Source organism: Parasphingorhabdus pacifica, from assembly GCF_054779195.1.
On the sequence record NZ_BAAGYS010000008.1, the window covers coordinates 73,832 to 88,303 of the forward strand.

The 14,472-nt window shown below is 67.2% G+C and carries 14 protein-coding genes; 7 read left to right on the forward strand and 7 right to left on the reverse strand.

The window, feature by feature from the left end; genetic code table 11:
• The first annotated feature begins 23 nt into the window (after window positions 1-23).
• Window positions 24-935 (forward strand): LysR family transcriptional regulator, encoded by a 912-nt coding sequence (locus tag ACYVAN_RS12050; RefSeq protein ID WP_460958853.1) that lies wholly within the window; start codon window positions 24-26, stop codon window positions 933-935.
• A 50-nt stretch (window positions 936-985) separates the two neighbouring features.
• Entirely contained in the window at window positions 986-1,483 is a 498-nt protein-coding gene (locus ACYVAN_RS12055; RefSeq protein ID WP_460958855.1) for a DUF5994 family protein, read from the forward strand.
• A gap of 522 nt (window positions 1,484-2,005) precedes the next feature.
• On the opposite strand, the gene ACYVAN_RS12060 is transcribed toward ACYVAN_RS12055, so the two are convergent.
• The 3 genes from ACYVAN_RS12060 to ACYVAN_RS12070 form a co-directional block, all read right to left on the reverse strand.
• Window positions 2,006-2,635, reverse strand: a complete 630-nt coding sequence (locus ACYVAN_RS12060) for an MBL fold metallo-hydrolase (protein WP_460958857.1) — start codon at window positions 2,633-2,635, stop codon at window positions 2,006-2,008.
• Window positions 2,635-3,717: an S-(hydroxymethyl)mycothiol dehydrogenase gene (locus ACYVAN_RS12065; protein ID WP_460958859.1), complete on the reverse strand. Its 1,083-nt coding sequence runs from the start codon at window positions 3,715-3,717 to the stop codon at window positions 2,635-2,637. The genes ACYVAN_RS12060 and ACYVAN_RS12065 overlap by 1 nt, the downstream gene beginning before the upstream one ends.
• Before the next feature lie 115 nt (window positions 3,718-3,832).
• Window positions 3,833-3,985 (reverse strand): sarcosine oxidase subunit delta, encoded by a 153-nt coding sequence (locus ACYVAN_RS12070; RefSeq protein ID WP_460958861.1) that lies wholly within the window; start codon window positions 3,983-3,985, stop codon window positions 3,833-3,835.
• 288 nt (window positions 3,986-4,273) lie between these two features.
• On the opposite strand from ACYVAN_RS12070, the gene ACYVAN_RS12075 reads away from it, so the two are divergent.
• On the forward strand, window positions 4,274-4,510 hold the full coding sequence (locus ACYVAN_RS12075; RefSeq protein WP_460958864.1) for a hypothetical protein: 237 nt from the start codon (window positions 4,274-4,276) through the stop codon (window positions 4,508-4,510).
• A 266-nt stretch (window positions 4,511-4,776) separates the two neighbouring features.
• Window positions 4,777-5,922 (forward strand): aromatic ring-hydroxylating oxygenase subunit alpha, encoded by a 1,146-nt coding sequence (locus tag ACYVAN_RS12080; RefSeq protein ID WP_460958867.1) that lies wholly within the window; start codon window positions 4,777-4,779, stop codon window positions 5,920-5,922.
• Between the two features lie 81 nt (window positions 5,923-6,003).
• Here ACYVAN_RS12080 and ACYVAN_RS12085 read toward each other — a convergent pair whose 3' ends face one another.
• Complete coding sequence (locus ACYVAN_RS12085) at window positions 6,004-7,434, reverse strand: MFS transporter (protein WP_460958869.1); 1,431 nt, start codon at window positions 7,432-7,434, stop codon at window positions 6,004-6,006.
• Between the two features lie 360 nt (window positions 7,435-7,794).
• Here ACYVAN_RS12085 and ACYVAN_RS12090 point away from each other — a divergent pair, with 360 nt between their 5' ends.
• Together ACYVAN_RS12090 and ACYVAN_RS12095 are read left to right on the forward strand one after the other, a co-directional pair.
• Window positions 7,795-8,136, forward strand: a complete 342-nt coding sequence (locus ACYVAN_RS12090; RefSeq protein ID WP_460958871.1) for a bifunctional 3-phenylpropionate/cinnamic acid dioxygenase ferredoxin subunit — start codon at window positions 7,795-7,797, stop codon at window positions 8,134-8,136.
• Window positions 8,136-9,299 carry an NAD(P)/FAD-dependent oxidoreductase gene (locus ACYVAN_RS12095; protein WP_460958873.1) on the forward strand — a complete coding sequence of 388 codons (1,164 nt, stop codon included), beginning with the start codon at window positions 8,136-8,138 and terminating at the stop codon, window positions 9,297-9,299. Before ACYVAN_RS12090 ends, ACYVAN_RS12095 begins: the two co-directional genes overlap by 1 nt.
• Window positions 9,300-9,362: 63 nt before the next feature.
• Here the strand turns inward: ACYVAN_RS12095 and ACYVAN_RS12100 are convergent, their stop codons facing one another.
• A complete protein-coding gene (locus ACYVAN_RS12100; protein WP_460958875.1) occupies window positions 9,363-10,019 on the reverse strand; it encodes a GntR family transcriptional regulator in 657 nt (218 codons plus the stop codon).
• 1,143 nt (window positions 10,020-11,162) lie between these two features.
• Here ACYVAN_RS12100 and ACYVAN_RS12105 point away from each other — a divergent pair.
• Complete coding sequence (locus ACYVAN_RS12105; RefSeq protein ID WP_460958877.1) at window positions 11,163-12,455, forward strand: serine hydroxymethyltransferase; 1,293 nt, start codon at window positions 11,163-11,165, stop codon at window positions 12,453-12,455.
• Window positions 12,456-12,825: 370 nt separating this feature from the next.
• Here ACYVAN_RS12105 and ACYVAN_RS12110 read toward each other — a convergent pair whose 3' ends face one another.
• Both ACYVAN_RS12110 and ACYVAN_RS12115 read right to left on the reverse strand, forming a co-directional pair.
• Entirely contained in the window at window positions 12,826-13,956 is a 1,131-nt protein-coding gene (locus ACYVAN_RS12110; RefSeq protein WP_460958879.1) for an aromatic ring-hydroxylating oxygenase subunit alpha, read from the reverse strand.
• Window positions 13,957-14,126: 170 nt separating this feature from the next.
• Window positions 14,127-14,468, reverse strand: coding sequence for a hypothetical protein (locus tag ACYVAN_RS12115; protein WP_460959981.1), 342 nt, complete (start codon window positions 14,466-14,468; stop codon window positions 14,127-14,129).
• Window positions 14,469-14,472: the final 4 nt, after the last annotated feature.

A 14,472-nucleotide genomic window follows, 5' to 3' on the forward strand; every position in this document is an offset into this window, starting at 1 on the left:
TGCACCTGTCATAGGGTTTCCCTGTGACATTGAAGCAGTTGCGGGCGTTCGTGCTCGCCGCGCGGACCGGCTCGTTCACCACGGCCGCGACCACCATGGGGATCGCCCAGGCCTCCGTGTCGGAGTTGATCCGCAAGCTCGAGGACGAGCACGCCACCCGGCTGTTCACCAGAGGTGCGCGACGACTGGTGCTGACGGCGGCGGGCGAGGCGCTGCTGCCGCACGCGGAACAGGCCGCGGTCGCCGCCGACGAAGGTGCGCAGGCGCTGCGCTCGGTCCGGTCGTTGCACGGCGGCGTCGCCACGTTCGGGTTGCTTCGCAACGCCAGGTACTACCTGCTGTCCGATCTGGCGCAGCGGTTCCACGACAGCTACCCCGACGTGCGGATCCGGCTGATCGGGTTGAACTCCGTGGAGGTCGCCGCCGCCGTCGCGGCTGGGACGGTGGAGGCCGGGCTGGTCGTGCTGCCCATCGACGACGAAGGGCTCGAGGTGACCCCGCTGCTGCGGGACGAGGTGCACTACGCCACCGCCGACCCTTCGCGCGCCGCGGAGCCGGTGCCGATCGAAGAGGTCGCACGGTCCCGGCTGATCCTCTACGACGCGCACTACGGCTGGTCGGATCCGACGCGCCGCCAGCTCGCCGACCGCGCCCAGCTCGCCGGACTCAAGCTGGAGCCGCGGATCGAGGTCGAGCATGTCGAATCGGCGCTGTCGCTGGCCGAACGCGGGGTAGGGGACACCATCGTCGCGCGCGCGGTCGCCGACGGTCCCGGTTTCCCTTCGAACCTGCGCACGGTCGGCTTCCACGAACCGCTCTACGACACGGTCGCGCTGGTGCGCAGGCAGGCCAACCCGCTCTCGCCCGCGACCCGGGAACTCGCCAGGCTCGCCCAACACATGCTCCTGCAACACTCGGCCGCTCGCGGCAGATAACCGAGTCCACAAAGGACAACCAGTCGAGGTCGTTGTTCCGGACCGGAGCGGTGTGCGACACGCTGCGGATCGTCGGTGCGTTCGTCGAGTTTCACGTCGTCGGCGTGGATGCCTCGAAGGTCTACTGCGCACCCGACGGTCGCACGCGCGCCGTCCTGGACAACGGAACGGCTTGCTCGAGGGTGGCACGCCAAACGAGCGACATGTGGGCGGCTGTGCCACGGAAGATGTTCATCGAGGGCCGGACGGTGCACTTTGAGGGCTTCCGGTCGATGGATCCGAACACGGTCGCAGTGACCAGTTCGATCGCGGGGCGACTTAGCCTGCTGGTCGTGCCGCTGGATGCTTCCGAAGAGGCGGCTCGTGCGGCGATGGCCGCCGCCGTCAGCAACGATTTTGCCCGCGGTGGCGGGGAAATGGCCCGAAGCACAATGCCGCTCGGAGTTCCGTCTTTTGGTTTCGAGCTCGTTGTCAGCCCCCGCTCGGCGGACCCGGTCTCGGAGGAGCGCTGGGAAACGGAAGGCGGCCAAGTCCGCGTTCCGGCCTGACCTACCGATCACGGGGTTCGACTAGATCAGCAGTGGGTTGGAAGACCTGCGACTGACCAGTGGGGGAGGGATGCCTGGCTGCGTTCGCTACCGGTGGCCCGGTACTGATCACCGACTTGGCGGCGACCGCGCGGTGGCACGCCCCCAGCCTTCGCGGGAGCCGCCAGGGGCGGGCTGGCCGTGCCCGAGTCCGCCGAATACGGCTGGGTTGATCCGACCCCGTTCGATTCATGAACGTTCACCCTTGGCATCGCACAGCGACAGCCCGATGCCAAGGGTGAACGACAGCCACGCCCTCCACTGTGCTGCGACTGTTCTTCCACAGTTCGATGGTGGCCATGGTCAACAATCGCCGACTCCGGAGAGCAGGCGCTGTCGCCAGCGTTTCCCCGGCCGGTTCGGCGGCGTCGCCGCCGACTACAAAGCCGCGAAGGGCGCCTGGCGAGGTCGTCGAGCTTTGCGCGGTCGTGGACGAGCCTGGTGCCAGGTGCGGTGTGTCGCCGTCCTCGCCCAGCCAGCGTTTCAGTAGCCGCGCGCCACCCATTCGTCGAACTGCGGGATGACCTCGCCGATGGTCGTTTCTGGACCGTGTCCCGGGCGGACGTTGGTCGGCCGGGGCAGCAGGAGCAACTGGTCGCGGATCGACGCGGTGATCGTGTCGAAGTCCGAGAAGGACCGTCCGGTCGCGCCCGGCCCGCCCGCGAACAGGGTGTCCCCGGTGAACACCGTTCCCAGGTCCGGGGAGTAGAAGCACACCGAACCTGGCGTGTGCCCCGGGGTATGCATCACCCGGAGGTCCAGGCGCCCGACGGAGAACAGCTGCCGGTCGACCAGCAGCCCGTCGGGAAGCCGCGTCGGGTGAGTCAGTTCCCACACCGGCAGGTCGGCCGGGTGCAGATGCACCGGCGCGCCCACGGCGTCGGCCAGTTGCGGTGCCACCCGCACGTGGTCGTCGTGCGCGTGGGTGGCCAGGATGGCCAGGACCTCCCGGCCCGCGACCAGCTCTCGGACCGCGTTGACGTCGTGTGGTGCGTCTATGACCACGCACCGGTCGTCGTCGCCGACGACCCAGAGGTTGTTGTCAACCGCGTGCACCTCGCCGTCGAGGGAGAATTTCCCCGAGACGGTGGCATGATCGAGCCGGATTCCCATCAGAACGTCACCACCGAACGCAGGACTTCACCGCGGTGCATCTTCTCGAACGCCGCCTCGACGTCGTCGAGAGCGATCTCCTCGGTCACGAACTTCTCCAGAGGCAGCCGCCCCTGTTGGTAGAGCTCGGTGAGCATCGGGAAGTCCCGCTCGGGCAGGCAGTCGCCGTACCAGCTGGACTTCAGCGCGCCGCCGCGCGCGAACACGTCCAGCAGGGGCAGTTCCAGCCGCATCTGCGGATCGGGCACGCCGACGAGCACGACCGTGCCGGCCAGATCGCGGGCGTAGAAGGCCTGCTCGTAGGTCTTCGGGACGCCCACGGCGTCGATGACCACGTCCGCGCCGTGACCGCCGGTTAGGTCGCGGATCGCCTCGACGGTGTCGGTCTCGGAGGCGTTGACGGTGTGCGTGGCGCCGAACTCCCGCGCCCACCCGAGCTTGTCCGGATCGGTGTCCACGGCGATGATCCGCCGCGCACCGGCCATCGCCGCGCCCGCGATGGCCCCGTCCCCGACACCGCCGCAACCGATAACGGCCACGGAGTCCCCGGGCCCGGCCTCGCCGGTGTTGACGGCGGCGCCGATGCCGGCCATCACCCCGCAGCCGAGCAATCCGGCCACGGCCGGGCGCGCGGTCGGGTCCACCTTGGTGCACTGTCCGGAGTGGACCAGCGTCCGCTCGGCGAAACCACCGATGCCCAGCGCGGGCGAGAGCGGGGTGCCGTCGGCCAGGGTCATCGGCTGGGTGGCGTTGTGGGTGGTGAAGCAGTACTGCGGGCGGCCGCGCTTGCAGGCCCGGCAGCTCCCGCACACAGCGCGCCAGTTCAGCACGACGAAATCACCCGGCTCGACGTTGTGCACGCCCTCGCCGACCGAGTCGACGACCCCGGCCACCTCGTGCCCGAGCAAGAACGGGAACTCGTCGTTGATGCCGCCTTCGCGGTAGTGCAAGTCGGTGTGGCAGACACCGCAGGCCTGCACCCGGATCACGGCCTCGCCGGGACCGGGGTCGGGGACGTGGATCGTGGTGACTTCCACCGGCTTTCCCTGGCCGGGAGCCACCACTCCGCGCACTTGGGTCACTGGCTGCTCCAATTCATCGGTTGCGTTCAGTCGCGGTATTCGGCTGCGGCGTCGCTCAGCCAGTCGGTGATTCCGTGCGGGCGCCGGCCGCCTTCGGCAAGCCTGAACTCGTTGCTCACCTCGTCACCGCCCTGTTCGCGTCGTCGTGAAAGATGTCGTTGATGGTCGTGTCCCGGCGGAGGGTGAACCAGCATCGGCAGCCGGCCTGGTGGTTCCACCACTCGGTGAGCGCGCCTTGGGATTGGCGCGGTAGAACAGGAATCGACAACTGAAGTATCAGATGGATCTCACGGTAGCAGCGCGTGCCGCGTGGTCAAGGGGTTGTTTCGCCCGCCGCGGCCCCGGGGGGTGATCGAAGTCCTTAGAGCAACCCAAAAACACCTGGACTGTTGCCCCGGTGCCTCCGCCCCGGAGGAGCGCGACACCCGGTCGCAATGCCGGATTGACTGAGATTTTTCGGCTACGTGTTGACCACGTCACACCTGGCGCTCTATCTTGCCTGGCAGTTGATATATCAGTCCTCGATCAGAGGTGGCCAGCTCTTCCTTCCCCAGCGTTGCCGCATATCCCGCGCGCCAAGCTCGTCGGCGCCACGGCGCACTACGTCACCCCGGACCTCGACGGAGGACCGATCATCGAACAGGAGGTCATCCACATCGACCACACCTACGGCCCGCAAGTGCGCCAGACCGTGGGGCGGGATGCGGAAGTGCTGGCGCTGTCCCCCGCGCTGCGGTGGTACTGCGAGCACCGCGTCCTGCTCAACGGCTACAGCACCGTCGTGTTCCCGTAGCCGCGCCGCAAGAACTCCGAGAACGTTGGCGATTCAAGCGAAATCCACCCGGGGCGCCAGAGCGCGCTCGGCGGTTCCGCCGCCCACGTGTCGCGCTGTGGTTCCGTGCCGCGGACCGCCGCCGGCGGCCGGGGACCCGACCGATTCCGCCTCCAGCGATCAGATATGGCCCGCTGAGCCCTTTTTGCCGCAATGTCGACGTCAAGCCGACACCCGCCGCGGTCGCGCCGCAGCGAGATCCCCCCTTCTCCGATGAGGAGCATGACATGACGACCGGTGAGCTTCCCACCTCCCAGGACCAGGCCCGCCTCCCCGAAAGCCTGCGCGGGACGCTGGCAGGGTACTACTACACCGACCCCGCGATCTTCCGCCGGGAACAGGAGACGATCTTCGAAGCCGGCTGGTTCTGCGCAGTGCTCAGCGCGGACCTCGCCAAGCCCGGCCAGTACGAAACGGTCCAGATCGGACGCGAGAGTGTGCTGGTCACCCGGGGCCGCGACGGCGCCATCAAGGCCTTCCTCAACGTCTGCCGGCACCGCGGCGCGCGGTTGTGCACCGAGGAGAAGGGCGAGGTGCGGCGGTCCTTCCAGTGCCCGTACCACGCCTGGACCTACTCGTTCGACGGCGATCTGACCGCCGCGCCGAACCTCAACGCGATGGACGACATCGATCGCACCGAGTACGGACTGCACAAGGTGCACGTCCGCGAATGGCTCGGCTACGTGTGGCTGTGCCTGGCCGAGGAAGCGCCCTCGTTCGAGGGCAGCGTCATCGGCGACGTCATCAACCGGCTGGGGACCCCGGAAGCGATCGTGGGCTACCAGGTCGCCGACCTCAAGCTCGGGCGGCGCATCGAGTACGACGTCAAGGCCAACTGGAAGCAGATCGTCGAGAACTTCATGGAGTGCTACCACTGCGCCACGATCCACCCCGAACTCACGGAGGTGCTCCCGGAGTTCGCCGACGGGCTGGCCGCGCAGTACTTCGTGGGCCACGGCGCCGAGTTCGGCGAGGACGTCGAGGGCTTCACAGTGGACGGTTCCGCCGGGCTGCAGAAGCTGCCCGGGGTGAACGAGGAGCAGGACCGCCGCTACTACGCCATCACCGTGCGGCCACAGGTTTTCATCAACCTGGTGCCCGACCACGTCGTCTTCCACCGCATGTTCCCGCTCTCGGCGGAGCGGACGCTGGTGCGCTGCGACTGGCTCTACCTGCCGGAGGTGGTCGACTCGGGAACCGACATCGAGCGCTCCGTGGAGCTGTTCCACCGGGTCAACCAGCAGGACTTCGACGCCTGCGAGCGCTGCCAGCTGGCCATGGACTCCCGCGCCTACGTCGACGGCGGGGTGCTGGTCCCCAGCGAGCACCACATCGGTGAGTTCCACGAGTGGGTGCGCGAGCGCATCGGGTGACCCGCGACGAGCCAGTGGCCTCGTGCCGGACAGGATCCGGTGCGAGGCCGCTCTCGTTTCGACCGCGGGGGAGAGCCGGGATTAGCGCGGCTGCTCCAGCGGCACCCCGTCCTCGGACAGGGGTGGGGGTGGGAGCTCGGCGCTGGAGGTGAGTGGAGCGGCGCCTGCGAGGGGCTTCCCGGCGTGCTCGCGCAGGAAATAGGTGGCGAGGATGCCGATGACGCCGGCGCCGATGAGATAGTAGCCCGGCCAGTCCAGGTTGCCGGTCGCGGTCACCGCCGCCTCGATGATGGTTGGCGCGGTCCCGGCGAACAGCGAAACCGACAGGTTGAAGATCACCGCGAGACTGCTGTAGCGGATCATGGTCGGGAACAGCGCGGGCAATGTCGACGGGGAAACCGCCGCGAAGCAGATCAGGCACAGACCGATGATCAGCAGCCCGGCGATCTGGCCCGCCATCCCGGCGCGCAGCAGCCACACCGCCGGTAGGCCGAGCAGCACCAGCGACACGCTTCCGGTCATCAGGACCGGTTTTCGGCCGATGCGGTCGCTGAGCCGTCCGACACCCACGATCGCGCAGAGCATCACGACCATGACCGCGACCTGCAGCCCGGTGGCCACCGCACTGCTGGTCCCGCTCTCGCCATAGCGAGGGAGCGTTCCGGTCAGGTAGGTCGGGATGTAGTTGGTCAGCACGTAGTTGGTCACGTTCCACGCCGCGATGATCCCTGCGGCCACCAGCGCCGCGGTGCGGTAGTGGCGCAGGATGATCTGCACGGCGCGCTTGGTCGACATCGTGGCCAAGGCGGGGGAGCGCTCCATGAGCTGCCGGAATGCCGGGGTGTCCTCCAACCTGATGCGCAGGTAGATCCCGACCAGGCCCAGCGGCAGCGCGAGCATGAACGGCACGCGCCAGCCCCAGGCGACCAGCTCGTCGTCGGGCAGCAGCGCGATCACCGTGCCGCAGGTGGTCGCGCCGAGGGCGTAGCCGGTCAGCGTGCTGAATTCCAACCAGCTGCCGAAGAATCCGCGTCGCCGGTCCGGTGCGTACTCGGCGATCAGCGTCAGCGCACCGGTGTACTCGCCACCGGCGGAGAAGCCCTGCAGCATTCGGATGAGCAGCACCAGCAGCGGGGCCAGCAGGCCGCTGGTGCCGTAGCTGGGAACCAGGCCGAGCAGCACCGTGGCGACGGCCATCAGCAGGATCGTGGCAGACAGGATCTTGGTACGGCCGAACCGGTCGCCGAGGCGGCCGAAGACGAACCCGCCGAGGGGGCGCATGACGAACGCGGCGGCGAACGCGCCCAGTGTGTAGACCGCTGCCCACTTGCCGACGTCCGGAAAGAAAACCCGGTTCAGCACGACAGCCGCGAGGTAGGAGTAGATCCCGAAGTCGTACCACTCCGCGACGTTGCCGACCGAGGCAGCCGCGACTGCGCGGTGGACCGTGCGCTCCTCCTGCACCACCGGGGGTGTGAGGTTCCGCCGCGGCCCTCTGGACTGATCGGTCATGGGACTCCCCGGGATGCGATCTGCAGCGCGTCGAGCGACAGTGTCGCAACTCCGCAGCAACACCGCGGTTGTGACCGCGATCCCCTACTGATATATCTGTTTGCGATAAGCTACTCGGTCAGCACCCTCGAAGCAAGACCTTCTCCCATCGTGGACTTCCCGGCGGGGTCGCCCCATCGCTCGTTGCGACCCCGCGACCCCTGCACGTCCAGCGCCGATACGGGCGCTCCCGTGTTCGGGTGCAACTGAAAAACGTGCATGTTTCAGGCCGAATTTGACCGTTGACTACCGGGGTGTCGAGCCCCATTCTGTCTGTTGCGTAATGCACAGCTTGTTTCGCCATGAGCAACAGGAGGCGTAATGATCTTGGTTGGTGAGTTGGCCGGCCTGCCGCCCGGGGAGTCGGCCCGCGTGCACGGCGAAGTGCCGATCGCGGTGTTCAACGTGGACGGTGAGCTCTACGCGATCGACGACACCTGCTCGCACCAGGACGCGTCGTTGTCCGACGGATGGCTGGAGGGGTGTGCGGTCGAGTGCCCCCTGCACGCCGCATGCTTCGACCTCCGGACCGGTCAGCCCAGCGGCCCGCCCGCCAAGAAGCCGGTGCGCACGCACGCGGTCTCGATCGAGGAAGGACTGATCTACGTGTACGAGTCGACCCGGGTCGCCACCGGTGGCGCGGTTGCGGAGGAGGTCGGTTGATGGAGCACATCACTGTCGTCGGTGCCTCGCTCGCCGGGATGGCGACCGTCCGCGCACTGCGCGCGCAGGAGGTCGAAGGCCGGATCACCCTGGTCGGCGACGAGCGGCACGAGCCCTATGACCGCCCGCCGCTTTCGAAGGAGTTCCTCGCCGGAACCGTCACCGAGGACGACATCCGGCTCACCGACGCCGACGACGCCGAGCTCGACGTCGAGTGGGCCATCGGTCAGGCGGCGAGCTCGCTTGACACCGCCGACCGAGCCGTCGTGCTCGCCGACGGGACCCGGATCAACACCGATGCCGTCGTACTCGCCACCGGCGCACGAGCGCGGCGACTACCCGGCAGCACCCTGCAGGGCGTGCACACCCTCCGCACCCTCGACGACGCCCGGGCGCTGCGGTCCGAACTGGTCGCCGGGGCGAGGCTGGTGGTCATCGGCGCCGGCTTCATCGGAGCCGAGATCGCTTCCACCGCAATAGGTCTCGGCTGCGAAGTGGACATCGTCGAAGCCGCGGCCGTTCCGCTGCAGCGGGCGCTGGGCGACGACATGGGCGCGGTGTGCGGGCGGCTGCACACCCGCTACGGCGCGCGGCTGCACCCGGGCACCGGGCTCGCCGAGCTGATCGGAAAACCTCGGGTCACGGCGGTGCGCCTCACCGACGGGCGCGAACTGCCCGCCGACGTCGTCGTGGTCGGCATCGGGGCACAGCCGAACACCGAATGGCTCGCCGGATCGGGCCTGGAGGTCGACGACGGTGTTCGCACCGACGGGCACGGACGGACGAGCATCCCCGAAATCGTGGCGGTCGGCGACTGCGCCCACTCCTATCGCGACTACACCGCGGGCCCGCTGCGGCTCGAGCACTGGACCAACGCGCTGCAGCAACCGGCGGCCGCGGTCGCGGCGCTGCTCGGCCGGGAGCACTCCGCCCCGGCGCACCACGCGGTTCCCTACTTCTGGTCCGACCAGTACGGTCACAAGATCCAGTTCGCCGGCCACCGCGCCGCCGACTGCGCGGTGCAGATCGAAGAAGGCGACCCGGACTCCGGCGCTTTCCTCGCCCTCTACCTCGCCCCCGACGGCCAGCCGGTCGGCGTGCTCGCGATCGACCGCCCCCGCGCCTTCGGGCAGTGGCGGCGAAAACTCGCCCAGCGCCTCTGATCGGCGCACCTCCGACTTCCCACTCTGCCCGGCCTTCGCATCGCCGATCGGCGCAGAAAGGACTCACACCAACGAGCGCATGGCCTTGTCGAAATTCAGCACGTGCTCTCGCGCGAGCCGTTCGGCCTTGTCCGGCTCGCGCGCGCTGATCGCCCGCAGCAGTGCCGAGTGCTCCATGACATGACTGTCGAAGTCCGGCATGCGGTCCAGGAAGACGCAGAAAATCCGCGTCGCGAGATTGTCGTAGCGAACCAGCGTGTCTTCGAGGTGCGGATTGCCCGCTGCGTGGTAAATCATACGATGCACGTGCAGATCCCAGCGCATCGCCTCGTCGCGTTCGAGGGAACGGAAGTCCATGTCGTCGAGGAAGTCGGCGAGGTCGCCGAGCTCCCCGGGCTCTGAGTTACCGGCGACCTCGGCGGCCCTGCGCGCCGCCAGCGGTTCCAGGTGCACGCGCAGATCGGAGATGTAGGCTAGGTCGGTGATGTCCACGGCCGTGGCGAACGTCCCGCGTCGCGGGTAGGACACGACCAAGCGGTCGATCTCCAGTCGCTTGAGCGCTTCGCGCACCGGAGTCCTGCCGATGTCGAGCGACTGCGCCAGCGCCGCGTCGTCGATCGGCTCCATCGGAGGGATGTCCAGCATGACCAGTCGGTCGCGGATCGCCTGGTACGCCTTGTCGGCCATGGAGGTCGGCTGAACCTCGGTTGTAGTACTCATCGTAGCCCCGACTTCATCACTGAAATCCAACACTCGTCGAAATCTAATACATCATTAGTATAGCAGGAATGCTTTGCGATACCGATGAGTGTTGTTAGTCACCGCGATGCCGACACCTATGTGACCTGCGAAAGCGTTCAAAACTCGGGTCGGACGCGGATCGCGCGTCACGTCGCCGGCAACCCCTCGTCGCAGGCGGTCTGGAGTGCTGAGCGGCGGTGGTGGATTCGATTCTTCGAAATCTTGCTCGGAGTGGTCGTCAGTTTCATTTTCCCGTCCGGCGGCCGGTGATGGCGGCCGAGCGGGCCGGTGGCCGACCCGACCGTGCTCTTGCTGCTCGGCACGCTCACCGTCGGGTGCGCGCCGTTTTGGGTCGTGGCGCCGGTCGGCGCACTTGTGGTGGTAGCGGTTCTAATGTTCGGGGCGGCGGGATCTTCCGTAATCCCGAGTCTGGAGGCGTGGTCACCGAGGTCGGTCGCGGCGTCGCGGACGCTGAGCGGCTGCTCGCCGGGATTTCCAAAGCGAAGTCGCTACTCAGGTGAATGGCTGGGAATCGCCCGGATCTGCGATCTCGTGGCCCGGGTGCCGGATTACCTTCGGGGTGACGGCGCACTGGTACCTCATCGCCGAGAACCTCATGGGGTTGCTGCCACTGCGTCAACGTCCATTCTGAACGGACCGGCGTGCCGCCCGAGTTCACCGATGGTTTTCCGGCGCGGTACTTCGTGGGGCACGAGCAGAATTCCGGCGAGGAGAGCACCGGACATTGCCACCGGCGGCACCAGTCCCTCCCTGAAACAGCGCGTTTCCGGAAAAGCGATAGAGCTCGCCCGGAACCGACACCCTGTCCGAGGCACCCGACCGTAAGGGCTCCGTCCTGCTCCAACTTCGACACGATCACCGCTTGATCAGCCACGTTGCTCGTGTGGGGCGAAATTACCGTCCATATCAGACAAATCGGTTTGATCGCCATCGGCGCCGAGTCGTCTCGTCTGGAAGAGCGGATGGCACGGGGGTACCAAACTGCCGGGAAATCCACGAGAAGTTGTCCTTGGGATGTTGACCGGAACCACCATGCGGCCTAGATTGACGTCTGATTGATATATCAGTCACGAAATACAGATGCATCTGGAGGTCGGCCGCATGTCCGTAACGGTTGATCGTCAAGGGGTGCCGAGCGCCGAGAGTGAGCTCAGCCTGCCACTTGCGGAGACGGACCCGGAGGTCCATGCGGCCGTCAACCGAGAACTGGCCCGGCAGCGCAACACACTGGAGATGCTCGCGAGCGAGAATTTCGCGCCGCTGAGCGTGATGCAGGCCCAGGGCTCGGTGTTGACCAACAAGTACGCAGAAGGGTATCCGGGGCGCCGCTACTACGGCGGCTGCGAGAACGTCGATGAGATCGAGCAGCTGGCGATCGACAGGGTCAAAGCGCTGTTCGGGGCTGACTACGCAAACGTGCAGCCGCACTCCGGTGCTCAGGCGAACTCGGCGGTCATGGCCGCGTTGCTGGAGCCTGGCGACACGTTCCTCGGTCCAAATCTCGTGCCCGGCGGGCATCTGACGCATGAAATGCGCCTTCGGAAGTACTTCGACGCTGTGGCGTACCACGTGCGTGAAGACGATCACCTCGTCGACATGGCCGAGGTGGAGCGGCTGGCGAAGGAACGGCGACCGAGGTTGATCGTGGCGGGGTGGTCGGCCTACCCGCGACATCTGGACTTCGCCGAGTTCCGCCGGATCGCCGACGAGGTCGGCGCATACTTGATGGTGGACATGGCGCACTTCGCCGGGCTGGTGGCCGCCGGGCTGCACCCGTCCCCGGTACCGCATGCGCATGTGGTCACCTCCACCACGCACAAGACGCTCGGTGGCCCACGCGGCGGGATCGTGCTCGCTCAGGGAGACCTGGCGAACAAGCTCAACTCCAGCGTCTTCCCCGGCCTGCAGGGCGGCCCGCTCGAGCACGTGATCGCGGGCAAGGCGGTGGCGTTCAAGCTCGCCGCGGAGCCTGCCTTCCGCGAGCGGCAGGAGCGGACCCTCGCCGGCGCGCAGATCCTCGCGGACCGGTTGTTGCCGGAGCAGAATGTCGGCGTGGTTTCCGGTGGTACCGACGTGCACCTCGTGCTGGTGGATCTTCGCAACTCCGAGATGGACGGGAAGCAGGCTGAGGACCGGCTGAACCGGGTCGGCATCACCGTGAACCGCAGGGCCGTTCCGTTCCACCCGCGCCCGCCGATGGTTTCCTCCGGGATTCACATCGGTACTCCGGCGCTGGCTGCGCGCGGCTTCGGAGATGAGGAGTTCTTCGAGGTCTCGGACATCGTCGCGCTGGCTCTGCGTCCCGAGACCCCGGAAGTTGGCCTTGAGGCCCTCGCCGACCGCGTCACGGACCTCGCGGAAAGTTGTCCTCTCTACCCGGAGCTACCGGTGTGAGCACGAACCCACACCTGCTGGCGCGAATCTTCCGGAGCAGCCGCCTGGGGCAAGGTGATGAACCTCGACCGGTACGACCTCGCCAGGTTCTGACGGACGCCGGCCGTCATGGTTCGGATGTGAGTGTCTCGCGCTGCAGTACGGCTTTGGTGGCCTTGGTGGTGGGAGCGTCGTCCCAGGTGGCGTGAGAGTCGTGACCTGTTCGTCGGGAGAGCCGGTGCTGTGGACGAAGCCCAGTAGCGCGGGGGAGTACTGCGCGGGACGAAACCGGAGCGCTAACAGCGGGTCCGGCTTGGTTCTCTCGCGAGACGGCCCCACGAGAGAACCCAAGCCCGTTTCGAAGTGGCTTCCCGCCCCGAAACTCCTGTGATCAGTGGTCGTGGTCGTCGAGTTCGTGCTGTACCCACTCGTGGAATGCCCCGATGTGGTGCTCGCTCGGGACGAAGAATCCGCCCTGGATGTAGGAGCGTGAGTCCATGGACAGCTGGCAGCGTTCGCAGGCGTCGAAGTCCTGCCGGTTGACCCGGTCGAACAGCTCCACCGAGCGTGTCAGGTCGCGGCCGGACTCGATGACCTCGGGCAGGTAGAGCCAGTCGCACTCGACGAGCGTGCGGTCGGCGGCGACGGGGAACATCCGGTGGAAGATCACGTGGTCCGGCACAAGGTTGATGAACACCTGCGGTCGGACCGTGATCGCGTAGTACCGGCGGTCCTGGTGCTCGCTGACACCGGGGAGTTGGTCGAGGCCCTCGCTGCCGTCGACGGTGAAGCCCTGGACCTCCTCACCGAACTTGGCGCCGTGGCCGACGTAGTACTGCGCGGCGAACCCGTCGGCGAATTCAGGGAGCACCTCGGTGAGCTCAGGGTGGATGGTCGCGCAGTGGTAGCACTCCATGAAGTTCTCGATGATCTGCTTCCAGTTCGCCTTGACGGCGTAGTTGATCCGCTTGCCCAGGCGCAGCGAAGCGATGTCGTAGGCGTTGATCGCTTCCGCGTCGCCGAGGCGCTCGGTGACGTCGGAGATCACGACCTCGTCGAAGGACGGCGGTTGCTCGGCCAGGCACACCCAGGCGTAGCCCAGCCATTCGCGCACGTGCAGGCGGTTGAGCCCGAATTCGGTGCGGTCGATCTCGGGCATGTCGTTGAGGTTCGGCGCGGCGATCAGCTTTCCGTCGAGGTCGTAGGTCCAGGCGTGGTAAGGGCACTGGAAGGAGCGGCGGACCTCGCCCTGTTCCTCGGTGCATAGCCGGGCACCCCGGTGGCGGCACACGTTGAGGAAGGCGTTGACCGCGCCGTCCCGGCCGCGGGTGACGAGCACGCTCTCGCGGCCGATCTGCACTGTCCGGAACGCGCCCGGCTTGTCCAGGTCCTCGCAGCGCACCGCGCAGAACCACTGCGATTCGAAGATCCGGGACTGCTCCAACGAGAAGATGGCCGGATCGGTGTAGTAATGACCCGGCAGCGTCGCCAGCAGGCTCTCCGTCGGTCCGGTCGTGGTCATCTCAAACCTCACTCGGGTAGTAGTTCAACTCGTCTTGTCCGGACTTGCTACAGGCATGGCGGGCAACTTCGGCCCGACCTCGACAAGGGGGAGACGCGCCCCGGGGCCACCGCGACCCCGGAGGGGCAGGAGCGCAAGCACTCACTGTCGCGATGCGCTCGTGGCTCACGTCAGCACGCGTCCGCGACGTCGACCGGCTCGCTTCTCCTGGAAGTTCCGATCAATTCGGGGAGTTGCTTGCGCTTCCGCCAGCTGGGGTCACAGCACCACCGCGGAGCACAGCACCTCGCCGCTGCGCATCCGTCGAAGACCGCCTCGACCTCGTCCAGCGCGATCCGTTCAGTGACGAATGCGTCCAGATCGATTCGTCCTGGCTGGTTCAGTTCGACCAGCACGGTGGAATCGCGGTCGGGCAGGCAGTTGCCGTACCACGAGGACTCGACGGCCCCGCCGCGGGAGAACGCGTCGATCGAAAACAGGCCGAATTCCATCTCCGGGCTCGGAGCACCCACCAGT